Raw genomic sequence first — 19,352 nt, 5'->3', positions numbered from 1 at the left:
GGGCATACTTGACGCCGCTCTGTTCCTGTCTGACGGCGCTGTACGGCTACCGGTTGTTTCCGTCCTCGCCGAGGGCTGTTTCCGGCCGGGCCTGCCAGTTGTGGGGCGGCCGGCCGATGTGGCGCGCATACCAGTCCAGCTCGGCATTGATGCGGAACAGGCGGTGGGAGAGGTCCGAGAAGGAATGGCCTTCGCCCGGGGCAAGGTAGAGCCGGACTTCCACACCGAGATTTCGCAGAGCCTGGTAGAGCATGATCGACTGGGACGGGTGTACGCGTTCGTCATTCTCGCCGGCGAAGATGAGGGTGGGGGTACTGACCCGGTGCAGGTCGCGCAGCAGGGATTGCGGGTAGAAGACCTCGTCCAGCGCACCCTCGGCCCAGGCATCGGCGCCGAAGAGCAGACGGCGGGCACCGCGGGTATCGCTGGTGAGGTGGTGCATCGCCCAGTCGACGGCGCTGGCACCGGTCGAGGCGGCGCGGAACCGGCCGGTGGTCGAGATCAGCCGGTTGGTCATGTGCCCGCCGGCACTCCAGCCGGACATGATCAGCCGTTCCGGATCGGCGCGCCCGGAAGCGACGAGGTGGTCGACGCCGCCGAGCACGTCGGCATCGGCATGTGCAAAGTAGGTGCCGTGCATGGCGCGCATGAAATCGTCGCCATATCCGACCCCGCCGCGATAGTTCACCCACAGGACGCCATAACCCTGCGCCGCCAGGACGGGCACGTATCGGCCCCATTTCCACTGGCCGAATTCGTCGGCCGAGCGGGGACCGCCATGGGCCTGGACGACCAGCGGGGGCGGGGTGTCGTTGTCTTGGACAAGCGGCGGGAAATAGAAGCCCTCGATCATCTGTCCGTCATGGCTCCGCCAGCGGATCAGCTGTTGTTCGGGACGGCGGAACGGGGCGACTTCGGCCGCACCGATCGTTGTCAGGCGGGAACCGTGGCCGTCCGGAGCGATACGCCAGAGATCGCCGTTGGTGTCGGGCGTCTGGAACAGGGCCAGCACGTAGCCGGCATCGTCGAGCGACCAGTCCATCAAACGGCGGTCGTGAAGCGAGAGTTCGGTGATTCCGCCGCTCTCGGCATCGATCCTGACCAGACCCGACCGGACGCCGGCGCGGACAGCCACGATCAGCGCGCCGCCATCCGGCGTCCAGGCCAGCCCGTCCACCTCAAAGTCGACACCGTCGGTGAGAATGCGCGACTGTCCGGTTTCAACATCGAGGACGACGAGATTGTATTGTACGTAGGCTAGGCCCGCGCGGGTGACGCGAGCGCGATAGGCGACACGCCGGCCGTCAGGCGACAGGCTGATATGGCCCTCCATCCAGGCATTGTCGGTAATCTGCCGGAAGGACGCGCCGGGTTCGGGACGGTCGCAGATCCACAATTCGCTCTCATATGAGGAATCCAGATCGCCGGCGGGAGCGATACGGATCAGCAGGGCGCCGTTTTCGGCGATGTCGTAGCTGCGCACCGACCAGTCGCCCTGTGTCATCCGCTGGGTCTCGCCGGTCTGCGGGTCGGCGCGCCAGAGGTGGCGGTGCCGTATGGTCTCGAAATAGGGGTCGATCAGCGCGAAACGGTCGCGGTCCGCCTTTTCGTCATCGGTGTAGTCGTCGGTGGCAAGAAAATAGATCCAGTTGCCGTCCGGGGACCAGGATACGCTGCGCACCGATGTGGGATGGCGGGTGAGCCGCTGCAGACCGGTCCCGTCCGTATTGGCCAGGAAAACCTCGTCTTCGCGGCTGCCTCCCGGCGGCATGTCGGCGGCAAGGCGGTCGCCCTGGGGAGAGAAGTGTACGCTGTCGGCATCGTCGAGCGCGGTCAGGTGGTCCAGCGTGCCTGCCGCGATGTCGTAGCGCCAATACTGGTCGATGCGCCCGTCCTCGGCCCAGTCGGCGACGCTGCGCGTGACCAGGGCCTGAAGACCGGAGGAATGCACATCGACATCGCTCAGCCGTGCCAGCGCGACCATGTCGACGGGAGTCATGTCGCGGACTGCCGCGGGAATGCCGGGGCGGGCCTCGATGCGGGCCGAAGACGCCTCGCTCGCCTGCTCTTCGGCGGTGGCGGGTTGCAGGAACACCATCGCGACCGTCAGAACGGCCACGGCATGAAATAGGGGACGAGGGATCATGGCACTTTCGAAGGCGCCCGGCGGCGCCGGCATCGAGGATGATAGGGTGCCCGGCATCCCGGCCGCCGCGAGGGCGGAGCCGCGATGCCGGACGATCCGGTCTCGGAGGAGAGACTAGAAGGACGAGCGAACGCCGACGTAGAACTGGCGTCCTATGACATTGTTCTGCGGGCCCTTCAGGTTCGAGCTGCTGCCCGATGCGAAGTTGCCCGGCAGGAATGGCCCCAGATTGTCGAACAGGTTGGTAATGCCGCCATAGACGCTGATCCGGCGGTCGTCGCCGAACCGATAGCGGGCATACATGTTCGATACGAACTGGTCGTCGGCCTTGTAGTAGTAGGGGTCGCTCGGATCGACATCGAGATCGTCGATACCACCCGACTCATAGCGCAGCGTGTAGCTGGTATAGAAATCTCCGCGGGTCCAGGAGATGCGCATGCGCGCCTCATGGGTCGGATCGTACATTGAGCCGTTGGAGTCCTCGCGCTCGGGCTGACCGCCTTCGCCGATGAACTCGAACTCGTCGGCGAGCGAGCGCGAATAGCGCAGATCGATGCCGAACTCACCCGGAATCGAGGCGACTTCGATATCGTCCCACAGCACCGACACGTCGACGCCCTCAGACAGGAGCTCGTTGAGATTCTCCTGGCGATTGATCACTTCCACCACACGGCCGCTGGAACCGTCGCGCGAGATGACGTCGCAGAAACGGTTGTTCGGGAAATCGGTGGAACCATAGCAAAGATCCACGGTGGTCTGGGTCGAGATCGAGCCGATCGCGTCCTCCACGCGTATATTGTAGTAGTCCACGATGACAGTCAGGTCGTCGAACATGGACGGGGCCCACACCGCACCGACGGTAAACGTATCGGCGGTTTCCTCGCGGACGTTGAGGTTGCCCGCGTTCGGACCGTTTACGGAGCCATCGAATTCGAAGGGCTGGCCGGCATTGTCCGGATCCGCAAAGAAGGCCTGGATACCCGCTTCGGCGAGACAATTGGCGGCGATGACCGACGGATCGAAGTCGCTGCCCGCCGGCGCCGTGATGCCTGAACCGTCCGGCATGAGACCGTCGCAAGGGTCCAGCAGGCCATCCGAATCCTGGCGCGGCGCCGAGAAAATCTCGGTGATCGTCGGCGCTCGCTGGGACCGGGAATACTGGCCGCGCAGACGCAGCGTGTCGGTTGGCTGCCAGTAGCCCCCGGCATTGTAGGAATAGATCGTGCCGATGGTGGAATAGTCGGCCACACGTGCGGCCAGCTGCGCCGTCACGCTGTCGACGACCGGAATTTCCAGCTCGGCGAACGCCTCGACCACGTCGAAACTGGCCTCGATCTCCGGCACGACCGAGAGGCTGGTCGTTTCCTCCAGGATGATGTCGTCGACATTCGTGTCCTGGCTTTCCTCGCGCCATTCGATGCCGAAGGCCGAACCCACTGTGCCGGCCGGCAATTCGAACAGGTCGCCGTCGATCGCACCACCGATCACGGCCTGTTCCCGGATCTGCTGCAGGTGCCCGGCGATTTCGATGTATTCCACCATTTCCGGCGTAATCGAGCCCTCGCCAAACAGGTTCAGCGGCACACAACCGTCGGCCCGTGCATCGGCGTCGACACACTGATAGCCGCCATTGCCGTCGGACTCGACATTCAGGGCGTGGTGGATGTTGAGATAGTTGAGATTATTGCCTTGAATCTGGTTTTGCTCGAAGCGGCCGTAAGTTGCAAAAGCCTGCCAGTGCCAAGTCTGCCCGAACTCACCATCGAAGCCGAAAGCGGCCCGCATGGTCTCGCGTTCGTTGTCGCGTGTTTCCTGGCCCACTTCTACAAACCGGCGGCGCCAGCTCACAGACCCGACACGCGTTTCCTCGACCGCAGCGGGGATGAACGGATTGTCGCCCGGAATATTGCCGATGTTGAAGGACGCGCCCGTCGGACCGATATCGGTGGAAAAGTAGGCGTTCTCGTAGGAGCCCTCATAAAGACTGTCGACGCGGGACCAGAGCACGTCCCCGAAAACTTCGAGGGTCGGCGTCAACTCGTAGTGCCCGCGAACGGCCGCCGTATAAACGGTGACTTCCGGCGACAGGGTCCTGCCCGGGCGGAAGTTGAAGCCGTCGATATCGGTCTCGAAGCCGTCGGACGGGTCGCGCCCGTCGTTCGGTGCAAGCGACATGTCGTTGTACCAGACCCCATCGATATTCCAGGCATCGTCGGCCTCGAACCGGCCGCCGGGAAGATATGAGGACAGATAGACGTCGTTGAATTCGCCATTGCCCGACCAGTCGTCGAAACGCAGCGAGTCCGGGCGGGTCGCGTCGGCATAGACCGGTGTTTCGTGGTCGTAGCTGATGCCGGCCATGACATTGCCGCGGCCTTCGTCGAAATTGCGGCCCATGGTCAGCTCGAGTGTCGTTTCGCGTTCGCCGCTCGCATCGGCCCAGCCGTAGCGCGCATGCGTCTCGACGCCGTCCATGTTGCGCTCGAGGATGATGTTCGCCACGCCCGCGATCGCGTCGGAGCCGTAAATCGCGGAGGCACCGCCCGTGGTTACCTCGATGGAGTCCACAAAGCCGGCCGGAATGGTCTGCAGGCTGAGGCGCTCGCCATTGCCCGAATTCGAGACGGCGCGGCGGCCGTCGATGAGGACCAATGTGCGGCTCGATCCCAGACCTCGCAGATTGACCGTCGACAGGCCGGAATTCTGGATCGACAGGTCCGTGCCTTCCGGTGTCAGGCTGGCATCGACACCCGGGATTTCGACGATCAGCTCGCCGACATCGACCGTGCCGGCCTCGTTGATATCGTCCGTGGTGAAGAACTGGGTCGGGATCGCCGTCGTGGCATTGGAACGGCGGATACGCGAACCTGTAACGACGATCGTGTCGTCACTGGAAGCGCCGGCGGTGTCCTGCGCCATGGCACCGCCGGCCAGCAGCAGAACTGCGATCGACGCGCCGCCCATCAGAAGTCCGCGGCCTTGCATCGCGCGGTTCCGTTTACCCAAACTCATTCGAATTCCCCTCTTGTTTCCCGCACCGTCCCCTCGACTGTGCGCAGTGTCGGTAGAGGGGAGACACGCGAGAGGGTGTTTCGGGTACCCGCGAAGTCTCGAAAATGTCGTGCCGGTACGCGGGCTCCGTGCGCCGCTTACCAGCGGGCCCGGATTCCCGCATAGTAGCGGCGTCCCTCGACATCATATCCCGGGCTGAAATTGCGCCGGCCGCCGCTTTCCGTGCCTCTCGGCAGGAAGGGGCCGTAATCGTGGAACACGTTGTTGATGCCCGCAAATACCCGGACACGGCGGTCCTCGCCGAAGGCGTAGTGGGCATAGACGTCGTGCTGCATCCAGGGATCGATCTCCAGGAAGAGCATGTCGGCGGCATTGGCCGCTTCGGCCCGTGAATGACTGTCAACGCCGGCACCGATATAGCGCATCCGCCACTGCAGGCGCCATCGTGCCCGGGACCAGCCGAGGCGGGCTGTCCAGCGATGTTCGGGGGCGTCGACCTCCCCGTCCCATACCGTGTGCCGCACGGCACCGTCGGACCGCTCGAACTCCTGTTCGAGAATGCCGGTATGGGCATAAAGAAGGCGCAGGTCCCACTCGCCCGCCAGCGGCGTGCCGGGGCCGGCCTGCCAGCGGTGGTCCAGCGTGATGTCGAAGCCGGCGGAGCGGATTTCGTTGAGATTGGCCAGACGGTTGGACATGCGGCTCAATTGTCCGTTCTCGGCCCGCACGATGTCGTCGCAATACGCGTTCTCGCCGATGGCCAGCGGCGCACCATAGCACTCCTCCAGCAGGGCCTGGCTGCTCAACGTCGAGATCGCGCCGGACACGCGTATGTCATAGAGATCGACCGATACGGAGAACCCTTCCAGTGCCGACGGCGCGAGTACGGCACCCAGCGTCACCGCGTCCGAGCGTTCTTCCTGCAGATCCGGATTGCCGGAGTTGGGCGCATAGATGTTGGTGATGCGCTGTTCGTAGATGCCGGTATCGGCAATGGTTTCGGCGATACCGGCTTCGGCGCGGCAATTTTCCGCCAGGTCGCCCGTCATCGTCGCGGTCGTGCCGTGGCAGGGATCGCTCACCGTGTCGTAATCGCCCCGCGGCCCGGAGTGGAGTTCGATCAGGCTGGGTGCGCGCTGGGCGCGGGACACCTGGCCGCGAAGGCCGAGCTGGTTGCTGACCGTCCACGACAGGCCCAGCCGGTAGCTGCTTACCAGGCCGACATTGCCGGTATCGTAGTGCGCCAGGCGCAGCGCGGCTGACAGGTCGAGCCGCTGAATGCCCGGCCGGTCCTCGATGAGGGGCAGGCGGGTTTCCGCAAAAGCCTCGCCGGCGTGCGAGGCGGCGTCGAGATCGGGGACACCGACATAGCCGGTCTCGCGCCGCAGCGATGCATCGTCGCCCTCGGTACGCTGCCGGTCGATGCGGTATTCCAGCCCCCAGGCCAGCGGCAGGTGTTTGCCGCCGGGCAAGGGCAGGTCGCCGACCGCAGAAGCACCGAGTGTCCATTGCTCGACCTCGACGGCGAGCCGGTCGGTGGCGCGGATATAGTCTGCTGCGCCGGTGGACAGGGAGCCGACCCCGAACAGGTCCGCCGGCATGCATCCGTCAGCACGGGCCGCTGCATCGCGGCAGCGATACTGTCCGGCCGTCGCGGGATCGGGCTCGATATCCAGGGCGGCCTGCAGATGCGCATAGTTTATCTCGCCCGAGCGCAGCTGGGACTGGTCGTAGCGGCCGTGGCCGGCCGTGAAATCCCATGTCCAGTTGGCCGTTTCCCCGGACACGCCCGCCCAGATGCGCCGTGTGGTGCGGTCGATCTGCCGGTATTCGGGGCCCAGTTCGGAGAAGCGCCGACGCCAGCTGATCGTCGAATGACCTTCGGCGATGGCGGCGTCGCGGATGGTTCGGGGCAGGAAGGGGTGATCGAGCGGGATACCGCCAATGCGCTCGTTGCCGGGGCCGAAGCGTTCACGGTAATAGGCCGTCTGCGGTTCGCGTGAGGACAGGCTGTCGCTGTGCGAGAACAGGCCCGTGAAATGCACCGACAGGCGGTCGGCCAGGTGGTAATCCGCCTTGAGCGCCAGAAGGTCCCGGTCGCGCGGCACCGAGACCGTGGCCAGGGCGCGGGTATCGTAGCCGTCGACCTCCGTGTCGAAGCCCGTCTGCAGGCCGGTCTCGTCGAACCAGAAATCATAGCCCATGAAACGCCCGCCCGGCGGATAGCTCGACAGGTCGGTCTCAAGGCGTTCCCCGTCTGCGGTCAGGGCGACGGCGGCGCGTGCCCAGTCGCGATCCCCGGCGCCGATACGGTGCGTCCGGTCGCGGGTCAGATTGACCAGGAGGCGCCCGCGGCCGCCCGAGAAGCGCCAGCCCTGTGTCGCACTGAAGGCTTCATACCGGCCGCCGCCGTCCTGCGTGACACCGGCCTGGGCCAGAAGACGGCCGCCCTCCAGCGCGTCGACAAGCACGAAGTTCATCACGCCGGCGATCGCATCGGATCCGTAATCCGCCGATGCTCCGCCCGTGGAGATCTCGACGCGTTCGACGAATTCGGCGGGGATCGTGTCGGACCCGAAGCGACTGGCATTGCCGCTGTTCGATACCGTCCGCCGCCCGTCGATCAGGACAAGGGTGCGGGTCGTGCCCAGGCCGCGCAGGCCGATGGATGTCAGGCCTGCATTCTGGGCGCTGAGATGTGTCGAGGCACTTGAGAATTCCAGCGTCGCCGGCGACTGGCTGGCAATCATCTCGCCGATCTCGACGGCACCCGAGGCTTCCAGCGAGGCCCGGCCGATCACCTGGACGGGCAGGACCGCATTCCGGCCCGGACGCCGGAAACGCGAACCGGTCACCAGGATAACCTCCTGCGGATCGAGACGGCCGGCCGATCCCGTCGTGTCAGTCTGCCGGCCCGGCGAAGCAGGACTGCGGGATAGGCGGATGGCATCTGGTGTGCCGGACGCCCGGTGAACCGGTCCGGAAAGAGCGGCCTGCCTGGCCAGGACATAGGTGTGGGCGTCGACGGTCTCGAACGTAAGCCCGGTTCCCGCCAGCAGCAGGCGCAGGGCGTCTTCCGCCGCGTGCGATCCTGTGACCGCCGATGCTTCGACGCCGGAGACCAGGCGCGATTCCGCCAGAAGCTGATGCCCGGTGACGACGGCAAAGCGGGACAGCGCGGGGCCGAGCGGTCCGACGGGAATGTCGAAGGAAAAGACCTCTTCGCGGGTTTCCGGCGGGCTCCCGTTTGGTATCTCCTGGGCCATGGCCGTCTGGGACAAGCCCGGCGCGAACGCGGGCAGCAGGACGCCGAGAAGGGCGGCCCGGATGCGCGTCATCCCGACTGCTGCCGTGTCGTTGAGGTACATCCCCGAGCCTCGATACGGGGACCGTACATCCCCCTCCTGTCACAGCTTGCCAGAATGCCTCCGGTTCATCTGTCACCGAAATGTCGCAATGGCGCAGGAAGCTGCACTCTTCCCTCAGTCGTCCCCGTTTCCGGCCGGCCGGATCACAACACTGCGGCCCGATCGTTCCAGGTGCACGGATTCCGTAGCCTCCAGGGCCGCCAGAAAAGCCTCGCTGTCCTCCAGGTCGAAGGAGCCGCTCATCCGCAGACGGCCGAGTTCCGGATCGGTGAACGTGATCTCGATGTCATTGTAGCGACGGAACTCGCTGACCACCTCGCCCAGCGCCCGATCCGCGAAAATCAGCAGGCCCTGCTGCCAGGCTGTAGCTGCGACGACGTCCACCCGGCTGGGTGCGGGCGCCGGCTCGCCGGGCACCAGCGCGACCTGGTCGCCGGCCCGCAGCAGCGCAGCCGAAGCCGGTCCGCGGTCCGGACGCGTCTGAACCAGTCCCTCCACGACGGTTACCAGTGTCTGCCCGTCCGCCCGGGTGTAGACGTTGAATGAGGTTCCGACGGCCCGGACCTCGTGGCCGCCGGCCTCCACCACGAAGGGCCGGGACGGGTTGCGTGCCACGTCGAACAGCGCTTCGCCATCTCCCAGGATCACCCGGCGTTCGTCAGTGGAGAAGGCGGTCGTCAGCCGCGACCCGGTATTGAGGGTGATCGTCGAACCGTCGGCCAGAACGACCTCGCGCCGTTCGCCCCGGGCGGTGACATAGGTTTCGTCAGCCTGCGCCATAACGGGTTCGCCGGCGTCTTCTCGGCTGGCTGTGAGTGTCGACCAGACGGGTAGAGCGATCGCCAGGGCCACCATAGCGGCCATCGCGACCAGCGCCGGGACTGCCCAGGCAGGGCGGACGGGTGTCCGAGCGGTGCCGGGGGCTCCGGACAGGTTCGCAAGTTCGGCTTCGGCCGCAGCGATCAGCCCCTCGGCCCGGTCGCTGTTGCGGACGGCATCCAGCATGCCCTCCAGCTCAAGGCAGGCATTGAGGGCCTCCTGGTGACGTACATCGCTGGCCAGCCACGCGTCCAGTTCGGCCTGCTCGACGGCTGTAAGCGGTGTCTCGGCCATCAGACGGTCGGCCCAGATCGCCGCCGTGTCGTAGATGTTCATGTCGCGATCAGCCGGCATCATGGGCCGTCCTCATTGTATCCCCGTTTCCGCCCGGCTCCGCATTGAGCTGCCGGGCCAGATGCGCCATGCCGCGCTGAACGTGCTTTTTGACCATATGGATGGATATGCCCATGCGCTCGGCTGTCTGCTGATAGGTCAGGCCTTTCAGCTTGCATAGCACGAAAGCGATCCGGCATTTCGGCGGCAGGCCGGCAATGCCGGCTTCGAGCGCTTGCCGGCGCGCGGCATCTCCCGCGTCCTCCGCTGCGCTGTCCGCGGGCGAGGAAAGGGGGGCGATCACTTCGCCATAATGGTGCGCCACGGCGGCGGAATGCTTGCGGGTGGTCTGGCAGTATCGCAGGTGGTTGCGGGCGAGATTGGTCGCGATCGTCGTCACGAAGGCGCCTTCATTGCGCACGGCCTGGAGGTCCTCGCCGGTCTCGATCAGGCGCTGGAAGGCCGACTGCGTGATATCGTCGGCATCCTGGCGATTGCCCACGATACGCCAGACGATCCAGCGTACGCGCCGCCCGTGCACGCGATACAGTTCCTCGACATCTATGGCATCACTAATGGCCGCGACCATTCACACGCTTCCTTACGCCAGCGGCCAGTCTTCGCCCCGCCCCGAAAGACCGGCATGCTCGCCGAGTGTCGACGCATACGCAAGGTACCCGATCCGGGTGTTCGCGTGTCCAGTATTGAATGGTCCCAAGCCAGTCGGATCCCGATCTCTCAAGTGAGACCGGCCGGCCTTCGTCTGCCCGGACCGCCAGCCAGGCCCCGGGTTGCTGTCTCGATCCGTCAACTGCCGGATTGCCCCCGGCTTTTCCGTAATCCGGGTAGGGCTTGCCGGCGCGGAGACTCCGCGAACCCGCCCAATTTTCCCGGAAACCGCCGCGGTCCCCAGCGGCCCGGCCCGGTGGTTCCGGCCCTCGTCACGGCAATGGCTCGGGCTTGGTCTTCAATACCCGGTTCAATCGCCGCCCGGAAAATGTAGGAGCGCAGAATGGCCGGGCCTCGCCAGCTTGGATCCGGTGTGCAAGTGTGCGCATCGTTGGGAAGTAAGACGGGTGTGCACCATGCGGAAACTTGTGCGGGCGGCGGGCTTGGTCGCCGCTGCATCGGCTGGTCCAAGCGCGACGGCACTGGCGATGATCGACGATCATGGCGAGCCGGAGCGGGTCGTGATCTTCGCCGACGAATTCAACGGCGATAGCCTTGATCGGGACACCTGGAATGTCAGAGGTCCCAGCCTGTGGGTGAACAACGAGTTGCAGGCCTATATCGATAGCCCGCAAACCGTCCGGCTGTTGCCCGAGGGGGCGGTGGAGGGCGCTGACGGCGGCGTGCTGGAATTACGTGCTCTTGCCCACCCTGACGGTTTCGAAACCCCCTCCGGACGTGTGGCCGATTTTGTGTCGGGCCGTATCAACACCCGTGGCAATTTCGACTTCACCTATGGCCGCGCCGAAGCGCGTATCCGAATGCCGGACCTTGAAGGTATCTGGCCGGCTTTCTGGATGCTGGGCAACGGTCGATGGCCCGATACCGGTGAAATCGACATCATGGAATATGTCGGTGAGCCTGACTGGGTAGGCGTGGCCCTGCACGGCCCGGGTTATTCCGGTGAGACCCCCATCGTGAACAAATATTTCTTCCCTGAAGGCGAGGACGTGACCGGCTGGCATGTCTACGCCGTGGAATGGACGGCGGACAGTATTGAATTCCTTGTCGATGATCGCCTGATCTACAGGGTCACCCGGCCTATGGTAGAGATTTACGGTGAATGGCGCTTCGATACGCCGAAATACCTGATCGTCAACCTGGCCATTGGCGGGGCCTACCCAGCCAAGACCAACGGAATTGAAGGGCCGTATTACGGTCTGCCCGACGAGACCGCAGCCTACATCGAGCAAAACGGAGCGACGATCCATGTCGACTGGGTGCGAGTCACTCAGTCAGCGAATTAGGCCGAAACTCCGCTCGCGGGCGCCGGCGCTTGGGACTTTGGTTCTCACGACTCGGCAGGCGCGGTATCGAAGTTCATCTCGGGATTCGCCAGCTTTTGTCTGACAGCTCCCTCGAGAGAGCATTGCGCTTTGGTGCGGGATGGAATTCAAATGCCCCGATCAAGGCATAGGAGCTTGTTCCCTACCCACCATGGCGACCTCGAATTCAGACCGGCTGCCGACAATTGTCGACGTGGCGAGAGAGGCGGGGGTTTCGATGAAAACCGTCTCGCGGGTGATCAACAACGACCCCACGGTCAAGCCCAAGAATCTTGAAAAAGTCCAGCAAGCCATCGCCAAGACCGGCTATCGTCGCAATGCCTTCGCGCGCGGTCTAAGGGCCAGGCAATCACTCATGATCGGCCTGCTCTACGAGCAGGCAGAAGGTGAGTATCCAGCCAATATTCTTGCTGGCGCGCTGGCCGCCTGCCGTGAGCGTGGATACCATTTGATGGTTGAAGTCGTTAAGGGCGACAGCATGCTGAATTCGGCACGCGATTTCCTGCTGCAAATGAATTTTGACGGGGTCATTCTGACCCCTCCGGTCTGTGACAATCCGGACGTCATCGGCTTTCTCAACGAGAATGATATCCGCTATGTCCGCATCTCCCCGCTGAATTCACTGCCGCTGGGCCATGAAATCGGCATTGATGACGAGCAGGCCGGTCATGCGCTGGTCGAACATTTGATCACGCTCGGCCACCGGAAAATCGCACACATTCTCGGCGATGAGGGCCATCGCGCCACCATACAGCGTCTGGCCGGATACCGCCGAGCTCACGACGAGGCGGGGCTGTCATTCCCTGAGGGTTACGTCGTCGGGGGCGGGTTCAGCTCCGAGGCCGGTTTCGAGGGCGCGCGAAAGCTATTGGCGCTGGACGACCCGCCCACGGCAATCTTCGCGTCCAATGATGAGTGCGCAGCCGGCGTATTGGCGTGTGCCCAGGCGTACGGGGTCCGGGTGCCCGACGAGCTGTCGGTGGTGGGTTTTGACGGGTCGATTATCGCCGATCTGGTACACCCCACGCTGACGACCATGGTCCAGCCCACCCAGGCCATGGCGGCCGAGGCGGTGCGCATGATCGTGGATGCACGAGAGTCAACGGAAAGAAAAACCCTGCCCATTGAGATGCGCGTCAGCAAGTCGACCGCGGCGTGTCGCACCTAGAGCATTTTCATCGATATCGCAGTGGCGAAGGATGTCCGAGGGAGCCGAAGCGTGCTTGATGGCGTGTCGGCCCGAGCAATGATCGGGGCCTGAGGTGGCGGGTAGTCCGTCCGGTAACGCAGAGGCGTGTTCACGGCCGAGGCGGCGAACAGCACCGGCCGGACATCTGCAAGTGCCGCCGATGATTGTCACAAAGCCGTCGCCAACATGATCGATGCCGTTTCGCCCGGCGCATGCGCCGACCACGTCCAAGCCTGCGGATACGGCCTCGACCGAAGCGCAAATCTAGAAGGCGCTGCGGCCAGGGAGCGGGTTCCGCGCCGGCGCTGCAGCAGGGCGTGATACACCTTGGCAGATCCGTTTCAGATATGTCTCGTGGTCCTCAAATGTCTCCAGACATTTGTTCATGGCACGACGCACCTCAGCCATACGCTTTTCAAGCATCTCGTCTGACAGGTGGTTGACGCCCGGGTGATAGCGCTTGGGTCGGATATTCTGGCCCTCGAACACGGCAAACCAGCTGTCTTCACCAAACAATTCGTTGTCGTGTCGGTAAAGCCGCCCGTTTTCCTTGTAGATCTCTATGCGCTGCTGGAGCGTTTCGGGCAGCTCCATGGTTCGCACATAATTCCAGAAATCGCTGTCTTCTCGCTGGGTGGCGCAATAGTGCAGGATGATGAAATCGCGCACCTGCTCGAATTCCAGCAGGGTACGCCGGTTGTAGTAATCAATGTCGGCCTGATTGAAGACCTTGTCCGGGAAGTTGGTCATAAGCCGTGCAATGGCGGACTGAACCAGGTGAATGGACGTGGATTCCAGGGGCTCGAGGAAGCCGGAGGCGAGGCCCAGCGAAACGACATTCTTGTTCCAGGGCTTGGCGCGGACCCCAGTCTTGAAGCGCAAGAAGCGCGGCTCGGACATGGGCTCGCCTTCAAGTCCGGCCTGAAGCGTCGCATAGGCCTCATCGTCGCTGATAAACTCACTGCAATAGACATGGCCATTGCCCAGCCGGTTCTGCAACGGGATACGCCACTGCCAGCCGAACTGGTGCGCTGTTGCGCGGGTATAGGGAAGGATGGTGCCCGGCTGTTCGCAGCCCTGGGCCACGGCGCGATCGACCGGCAGATAGCGGGACCAGTCGATATAGCCGGATTTCAACGTCTGCTCGATCAGAAGGCCGCGGAAGCCGGAACAGTCGATAAAGAGCTCACCCGAAATCTTCTCACCGGATTCGAGCTGAACGCTTTCGATAAAACCATCCTCGGAGCGTTGCTGAACATCGACTATCTTGCCTTCGATCCTCGTCACGCCGCGCGATTCAGACAGGCCGCGCATGTATTTGCCATAGAGGCTTGAATCGAATTGGAAAGCGTATTCCAGATTTGCCAGCGGCGAGCCCTTCAGCTGGGGCTGGGGCGGGGCAAATCTGTTTACCTTCGAGGCGAGCGCCAGCAGGTTGTAGTCGCTGGCCGGAGTCGGATTGTCGCCCATGGCGTGGCGCAGCCAGAAATGGTGGAAGTGGTAGCCGTCCATATTCACACCGTACGGGCTGAATGAATGGAAATAACGGTCACCGATCCGGCCCCAATTGATAAATTCGATGCCGACCTTGTAGGTGGCGTTGGTCTTGCGCAGGAAGTCCGGTTCATCAAGTTTCACCAGCTTGTTGAAATACCGGATGTGCGGGATCGTAGCCTCGCCGACGCCAACAATGCCGATCTCGTCAGATTCGATCAGACGGATGCGCACGGACGGGTCGCGCAGCAGGATGGATAGCCCGGCTGCGGCCATCCAGCCGGCGGTTCCGCCCCCGACGATAACGATGTCTTTAATGGCAAGATCTTTCATGCCCTGGTCCACTTCATTACAGGTAGGCTATCCAGCCCACGCATATTTTTGCAGGAAAGCCTGGTGCGTCTCCATCTTGGCGACCGCACCGCTCATGGCTGATGTCATGGAGTGCAGGCTTCTCGTGATATCCGAGGGTTCCACCGTACTCACGATCGGGTCGACGGTTTCCGGCCAGACATTCTGTCCCAGCATGACCGCGATCCAGCTGGGTTTGGAGAAGAGTTCGTCTTCATAACGGAAGATGCGTCCCGCCTCACGGAAAAGCTGGATCCTCTCCTCGAGCGAATCCGGGATTTCCATCGTGCGGCAATAATCCCAAAGCGCGCTGTCATCGCGCTCGGTCGCCTTATAGTGCAGGACGATGAAGTCGCGAACTTGCTCAAATTTCTTGACTAGCTGGCGGTTATACTCGTCGCGCACTGTTGCGGGCATGCCTGCGCTCGGGAACAGGGCGAGGAATTTGCTGATCCCTTCCTGGATCAGATAAAGCGAGGTTGATTCCAGCGGTTCCAGGAAACCGCCGGACAGGCCGATCGCAACGCAGTTCTTTTCCCAGAATCTCTGGCGATGGCCGGTCCGGAAGCGAATCTTGCGCGGATCACCCAGCGGCTTGCCGTCGAGATCCGCGAGCAGACTGTCAATGGCGGTATCGTCGTCCATCCACAGGCTCGAGTAGATATGTCCGTTTCCGGTCCGATTCCGGGTGGGAATGCGCCACTGCCATCCTGCCGATTTTGCGGTTGAGATTGTGTAGGGCAGTGGCGCGCCGGCGTGCTCGCAGGCAACTGTCTGAGCGGTGTCACAGACCAGCCAGTGTGACCAGTCGTTGAAGTCGATATCCAGCGTCTGACCGATCAGCAGGCCCCTGAATCCGGTACAGTCAAAGAAGAGATCCCCCTCAAGTCCGGTCCCGTCCTCCAGGTCGATCGCGGTGAGAAAGCCGGTCTCGCCGTCCTGGTGGACCTGGACGACCTTTCCTTCCTTGCGATGTACGCCGCGCTTCTCGGCGTAGCGCCGCAAATAGGCAGCATAGGACGTGGCGTCGAAATGATAGGCATATCGGATATGGGACATGACCGATCGCGGATTGGGATCAGGAAGCGCAAACTTGCCGTTCTTGGCGGCCATCGCGCTCAGGCTGTAATCTTCGATCGTGCTGCCGGTCTGGATTGATCGATGGCGCAGCCAGTACTGGTGGAAATCGATCCCGTTCATATCAACCCCGAACTGGCCAAAGGGGTGGAAATAGGACGTGCCGATCCGGCTCCAGTCCACGAACTGGATACCCAGCTTGAAGGTGCCGTTGGTCTCCCTGAGGAACTCGGCCTCCGGAATGCCCAGCATGGCGTTGAAATTTATGACATCCGGTATGGTCGCCTCGCCAACGCCGACGGTGCCGATCTGCTCGGACTCAACCAGCGTGATGCGCACCGCGTGAGCGGGCAGCATGCGGGACAGGGCGGCTGCCGTCATCCAGCCAGCGGAGCCGCCGCCGACGATGACGATCTGCTTGATGGGACGTGACCGGCCTTCAGACATGGCTCTTCTTCTCAAGGTAGGCCTTGAAACGAGCCAGGTAGACATGATGCGGAGGCATCCTAGAGACCATCTGATCAATCACATTCTGCAACCGGGCGAGATCATGCTCTGCCTGCTGAACCGGAATAGCGTCCAGTTGGCGATCGTGTTGGCGGGGCAATCGTCCCATGCCGAGATGGTTTTGCGTCCAGTCCTCCTCATTGAAGGGCTCCAGATCGTAGCTAACCAGGATTCCACGGTTCTTGAACTGGGCAATCTTGCGCGACAGTGCTTCAGATCCCGTGCCTGGCGACAAAGGCCGCCGGGGCACCGCCTCAGGGCGCGTCTCAGGAATATAGAGCGCGTCGTGAAATGAATTGGCGTGTGCCAGATCATCCTTGAAGCGACGATTGAATTCGCGGCGCTCCGTGGTCATGTCATCGCTGCCCGGTACAAGCTCCTGCAGCCGGACAATATCTCTTTGAAGAAGCATCATCGGTGCTGGCGTTAAAGGCTCTATGGCCCACGCCGCATGTCCCACTGCAATGCAGTTCCCGATCCAGGCTTCGTCCAGTTGTCCAAGCGCCATCTGAATCGCCGTGGCCGGCAGATCGTTGTCATCAGCCGCATCAATGCGGATTTTCAATATGCTGTCTTGCAGGTGAGTGGTTGAGGTCCAGCCTGACGGGCCTGCTTCGATCACGCGGCAGGGTGGACCAAGCTGCGGGACATCTTGCCGCTCAGCGCAGGCCGCAACGTTGCGGGTGGCCCGATAGTTTGAAGCGAGCGCGCCAATACAGTGCCGGGCCGGTCCGCTGGCGTCCACGAAGATATCGCCGGACACACGTTCGCGGCCCGCGACCTGCACCGCGCTCACCGTGTCGCCCTGGTGGTCAATACCGGTTATGTCAGCGCGAACACGCTCAACCCGGCTGTTGGCCACGAGGCTATCCAGGAGCTCGATCCATTCGTCCGGTGAGAACTGATAGCCATACTCCGCGCGCGACAAGGGGTTGCGCGGGTCGTCCGGAGGATGGGCGAAGCGGCCAAGCGCGGCGGCCCGTGCGGAAATCAGCAATGGCTCCAACGGCGCTCCGGAACGCGTCAGAAAATGGCGCAGCGGAATGCCGGCCAGTATCGGAAACGGCGCGTGGTGACACAGTATCCACGGCTGCGGTGACGCCCAGCGCCTGAAAAAGCTCCCGTAAGAGAAAGCGGTCTGGCTCTTTAGCAGAAGCGTGCGCTCATCCAGCCCCAGGGCGTGCAGGAAATTATAGCCCTCCGGCGACGTGGCGCTGCCATAGAAGACGTTGTCGGCGCGCCTCTCCGACCCCGCAATCTGAACGATCCTGAAATCGGCACCCAGTGTCTTCGCCAGGCTCAATGCTACGAAATTACCGTCCAGCCCGCCGCCGCAAACGACAATGGTCTTCCGATTGAGACTCATGGGTGCACTCTGCCGTCCTGCATCAGGGTTGAGCCGCGCGCAGCGAAGTGCCCGATGCTGCGCCATAACGCTGCAGAAATGCCGCCTGGGTTGGGGTGACATCCACAGCTCTGGCGGTTTCCTGCCGGATGCGTTCCAGCCGGTCGCGTATGTCCTCGATGGAATAGCGCCCCACACGAGGATCGTGATGGGCCGGGGTCAGGTTCTGACCAAGCATCACCGCAATCCAGCTGGGTGGAAGGAAAACGCCAAACTCATACTTCAGCACATAGCCGCGTGTTAGCCAGGCATCGATTTTTTCCTGCAGGCTGTCGGGGACGGTCAATTCGCGGAAGTGGCGCCACATGGCACTGTCATCGCGCTGGGTGGCCACGTAGTGCAGCAGCAGGAAATCGCGCACCCGCTCAAAATTCAGACCCATGCGCTCGTTGTATTCCTCGGCATCCAGTGGGTCGATGCGGTCCTTCGGGAACAGCTCGACAAGCGTTGTTATGCCCTCCTGGATCAGGTGAATGGAGGTGGACTCCAGCGGCTCGAGGAAGCCGGCCGACAAGCCAATACAGACCACGTTGCGATTCCAGAACTTCCTGCGTCGACCGGTCTTGAAGAACAGCTTTTTGGGTTCCGCCAGCGCCGGGCCCTCGAGCGTGCTGGTCAGCTGGTGGGCGGCTTCATCGTCAGAGATGAATTCACTCCAATAGACGTGACCATTGCCGGTGCGGTGCTGCAGGGGAATCCGCCACTGCCAACCCGCCTTCCTGGCGGTTGCGCGGGTATAGGGCACTAGTTCGCCATTGGCTTCGCACGGAACAGCCACCGCCCGGTTGCAAGGCAGCCACTCGCTCCAGTCATCATAGCCCGTCTCGAGTGCCTGCTCGATCAGGAGGCCGCGGAAGCCGGAGCAATCCACAAACAGATCGGCTTCGACCCGGGACCCGTCCTCAAGCCTGACAGCCGCGATGTGGCCGCTATTCGGGTCAAGTTCGGCATCCGCGACCTTGCCTTCCTGGCGCTTGACACCGCGTTCCTCGCTATAGGTACGCAGGAAGCCAGCATAAAGACCGGCATCAAATTGATAGGCGTAACCGAAATTCGACCCGATTTGGTCAATGTTGCCGTCGGGGACTTTGAACCGCCCCCGCTCGGCCGCGAGGACGGGATAGGAATACGCATCGAGCCGATCGGCGCCCTCTGCCTGTCTCAGCTTCAGCCAGAACTGGTGGAAGTCGAGCCCGTCGATGGGCAGGCCATAATCGCCGAAGGGGTGTATGTAGCGGTCGCCCAGCTTTCCCCAGTCGCAAAACTCGATCCCGAGCTTGAAGGTCGCCTCGGTCGCTTTCATGAAGGCCGGTTCGTCAATGCCGAGAGCCTGATTGAAAAATCTTATGTGTGGCAGGGTTGCCTCACCCACGCCGACAGTCCCGATCTGATCAGATTCGATGAGCGTTAAATCAAGACCCAAGTTCTTGAATTTGCGCGAGAGTGCCGCCGCGGTCATCCAGCCTGCCGTGCCTCCTCCAAGGATGCAAATGCGTGTAATGCCCGCGGTCATCGTCCCTCAGACCTGTTTCCTTCAGAGCCCAGATTGACAAGGCTATTGCCAAGCCACAAGGTGTTTTGGTAGCCGTAACATATATAAATATTGGCAGCGAGAAATTCCGCGGCAAAAAGACAA

The 19,352-nt window shown here is 62.7% G+C and carries 11 protein-coding genes; 2 read left to right on the top strand and 9 right to left on the bottom strand.

Going from position 1 to position 19,352, the window contains the following annotated elements; genetic code table 11:
• Positions 1-46: 46 nt before the first annotated feature.
• From Q1U94_RS09365 to Q1U94_RS09345, 5 genes are all read right to left on the bottom strand, one after another.
• Entirely contained in the window at positions 47-2,146 is a 2,100-nt protein-coding gene (locus Q1U94_RS09365) for a S9 family peptidase (RefSeq protein WP_300543739.1), read from the bottom strand.
• A 114-nt stretch (positions 2,147-2,260) separates the two neighbouring features.
• Entirely contained in the window at positions 2,261-5,158 is a 2,898-nt protein-coding gene (locus Q1U94_RS09360; protein WP_300543737.1) for a TonB-dependent receptor, read from the bottom strand.
• Positions 5,159-5,295: 137 nt separating this feature from the next.
• Entirely contained in the window at positions 5,296-8,526 is a 3,231-nt protein-coding gene (locus Q1U94_RS09355) for a TonB-dependent receptor (RefSeq protein ID WP_300543735.1), read from the bottom strand.
• A gap of 114 nt (positions 8,527-8,640) precedes the next feature.
• On the bottom strand, positions 8,641-9,702 hold the full coding sequence (locus Q1U94_RS09350) for a FecR domain-containing protein (protein WP_300543733.1): 1,062 nt from the start codon (positions 9,700-9,702) through the stop codon (positions 8,641-8,643).
• Positions 9,689-10,267, bottom strand: coding sequence for an RNA polymerase sigma factor (locus Q1U94_RS09345; protein ID WP_300543730.1), 579 nt, complete (start codon positions 10,265-10,267; stop codon positions 9,689-9,691). The genes Q1U94_RS09350 and Q1U94_RS09345 overlap by 14 nt, the downstream gene beginning before the upstream one ends.
• Before the next feature lie 496 nt (positions 10,268-10,763).
• On the opposite strand from Q1U94_RS09345, the gene Q1U94_RS09340 reads away from it, so the two are divergent.
• Positions 10,764-11,654, top strand: coding sequence for a glycoside hydrolase family 16 protein (locus Q1U94_RS09340; RefSeq protein ID WP_300543728.1), 891 nt, complete (start codon positions 10,764-10,766; stop codon positions 11,652-11,654).
• A 139-nt stretch (positions 11,655-11,793) separates the two neighbouring features.
• Complete coding sequence (locus Q1U94_RS09335) at positions 11,794-12,861, top strand: LacI family DNA-binding transcriptional regulator (protein WP_366917278.1); 1,068 nt, start codon at positions 11,794-11,796, stop codon at positions 12,859-12,861.
• Between the two features lie 285 nt (positions 12,862-13,146).
• Here Q1U94_RS09335 and Q1U94_RS09330 read toward each other — a convergent pair whose 3' ends face one another.
• The 4 genes from Q1U94_RS09330 to Q1U94_RS09315 are packed head-to-tail and all read right to left on the bottom strand — an operon-like array spanning position 13,147 to position 19,229.
• Positions 13,147-14,709: a tryptophan halogenase family protein gene (locus Q1U94_RS09330; protein ID WP_300543724.1), complete on the bottom strand. Its 1,563-nt coding sequence runs from the start codon at positions 14,707-14,709 to the stop codon at positions 13,147-13,149.
• Between the two features lie 27 nt (positions 14,710-14,736).
• Positions 14,737-16,251, bottom strand: coding sequence for a tryptophan halogenase family protein (locus tag Q1U94_RS09325; protein ID WP_300543722.1), 1,515 nt, complete (start codon positions 16,249-16,251; stop codon positions 14,737-14,739).
• Entirely contained in the window at positions 16,244-17,677 is a 1,434-nt protein-coding gene (locus Q1U94_RS09320; protein WP_300543719.1) for a tryptophan 7-halogenase, read from the bottom strand. Before Q1U94_RS09320 ends, Q1U94_RS09325 begins: the two co-directional genes overlap by 8 nt.
• 22 nt (positions 17,678-17,699) lie before the next feature.
• Entirely contained in the window at positions 17,700-19,229 is a 1,530-nt protein-coding gene (locus tag Q1U94_RS09315; RefSeq protein ID WP_300543716.1) for a tryptophan halogenase family protein, read from the bottom strand.
• Between the last annotated feature and the right edge of the window lie 123 nt (positions 19,230-19,352).

Source organism: Maricaulis sp. (genome assembly GCF_030149515.1).
Lineage (GTDB): Bacteria > Pseudomonadota > Alphaproteobacteria > Caulobacterales > Maricaulaceae > Maricaulis.
This window is presented reverse-complemented; position numbering and strand designations above follow the sequence as displayed.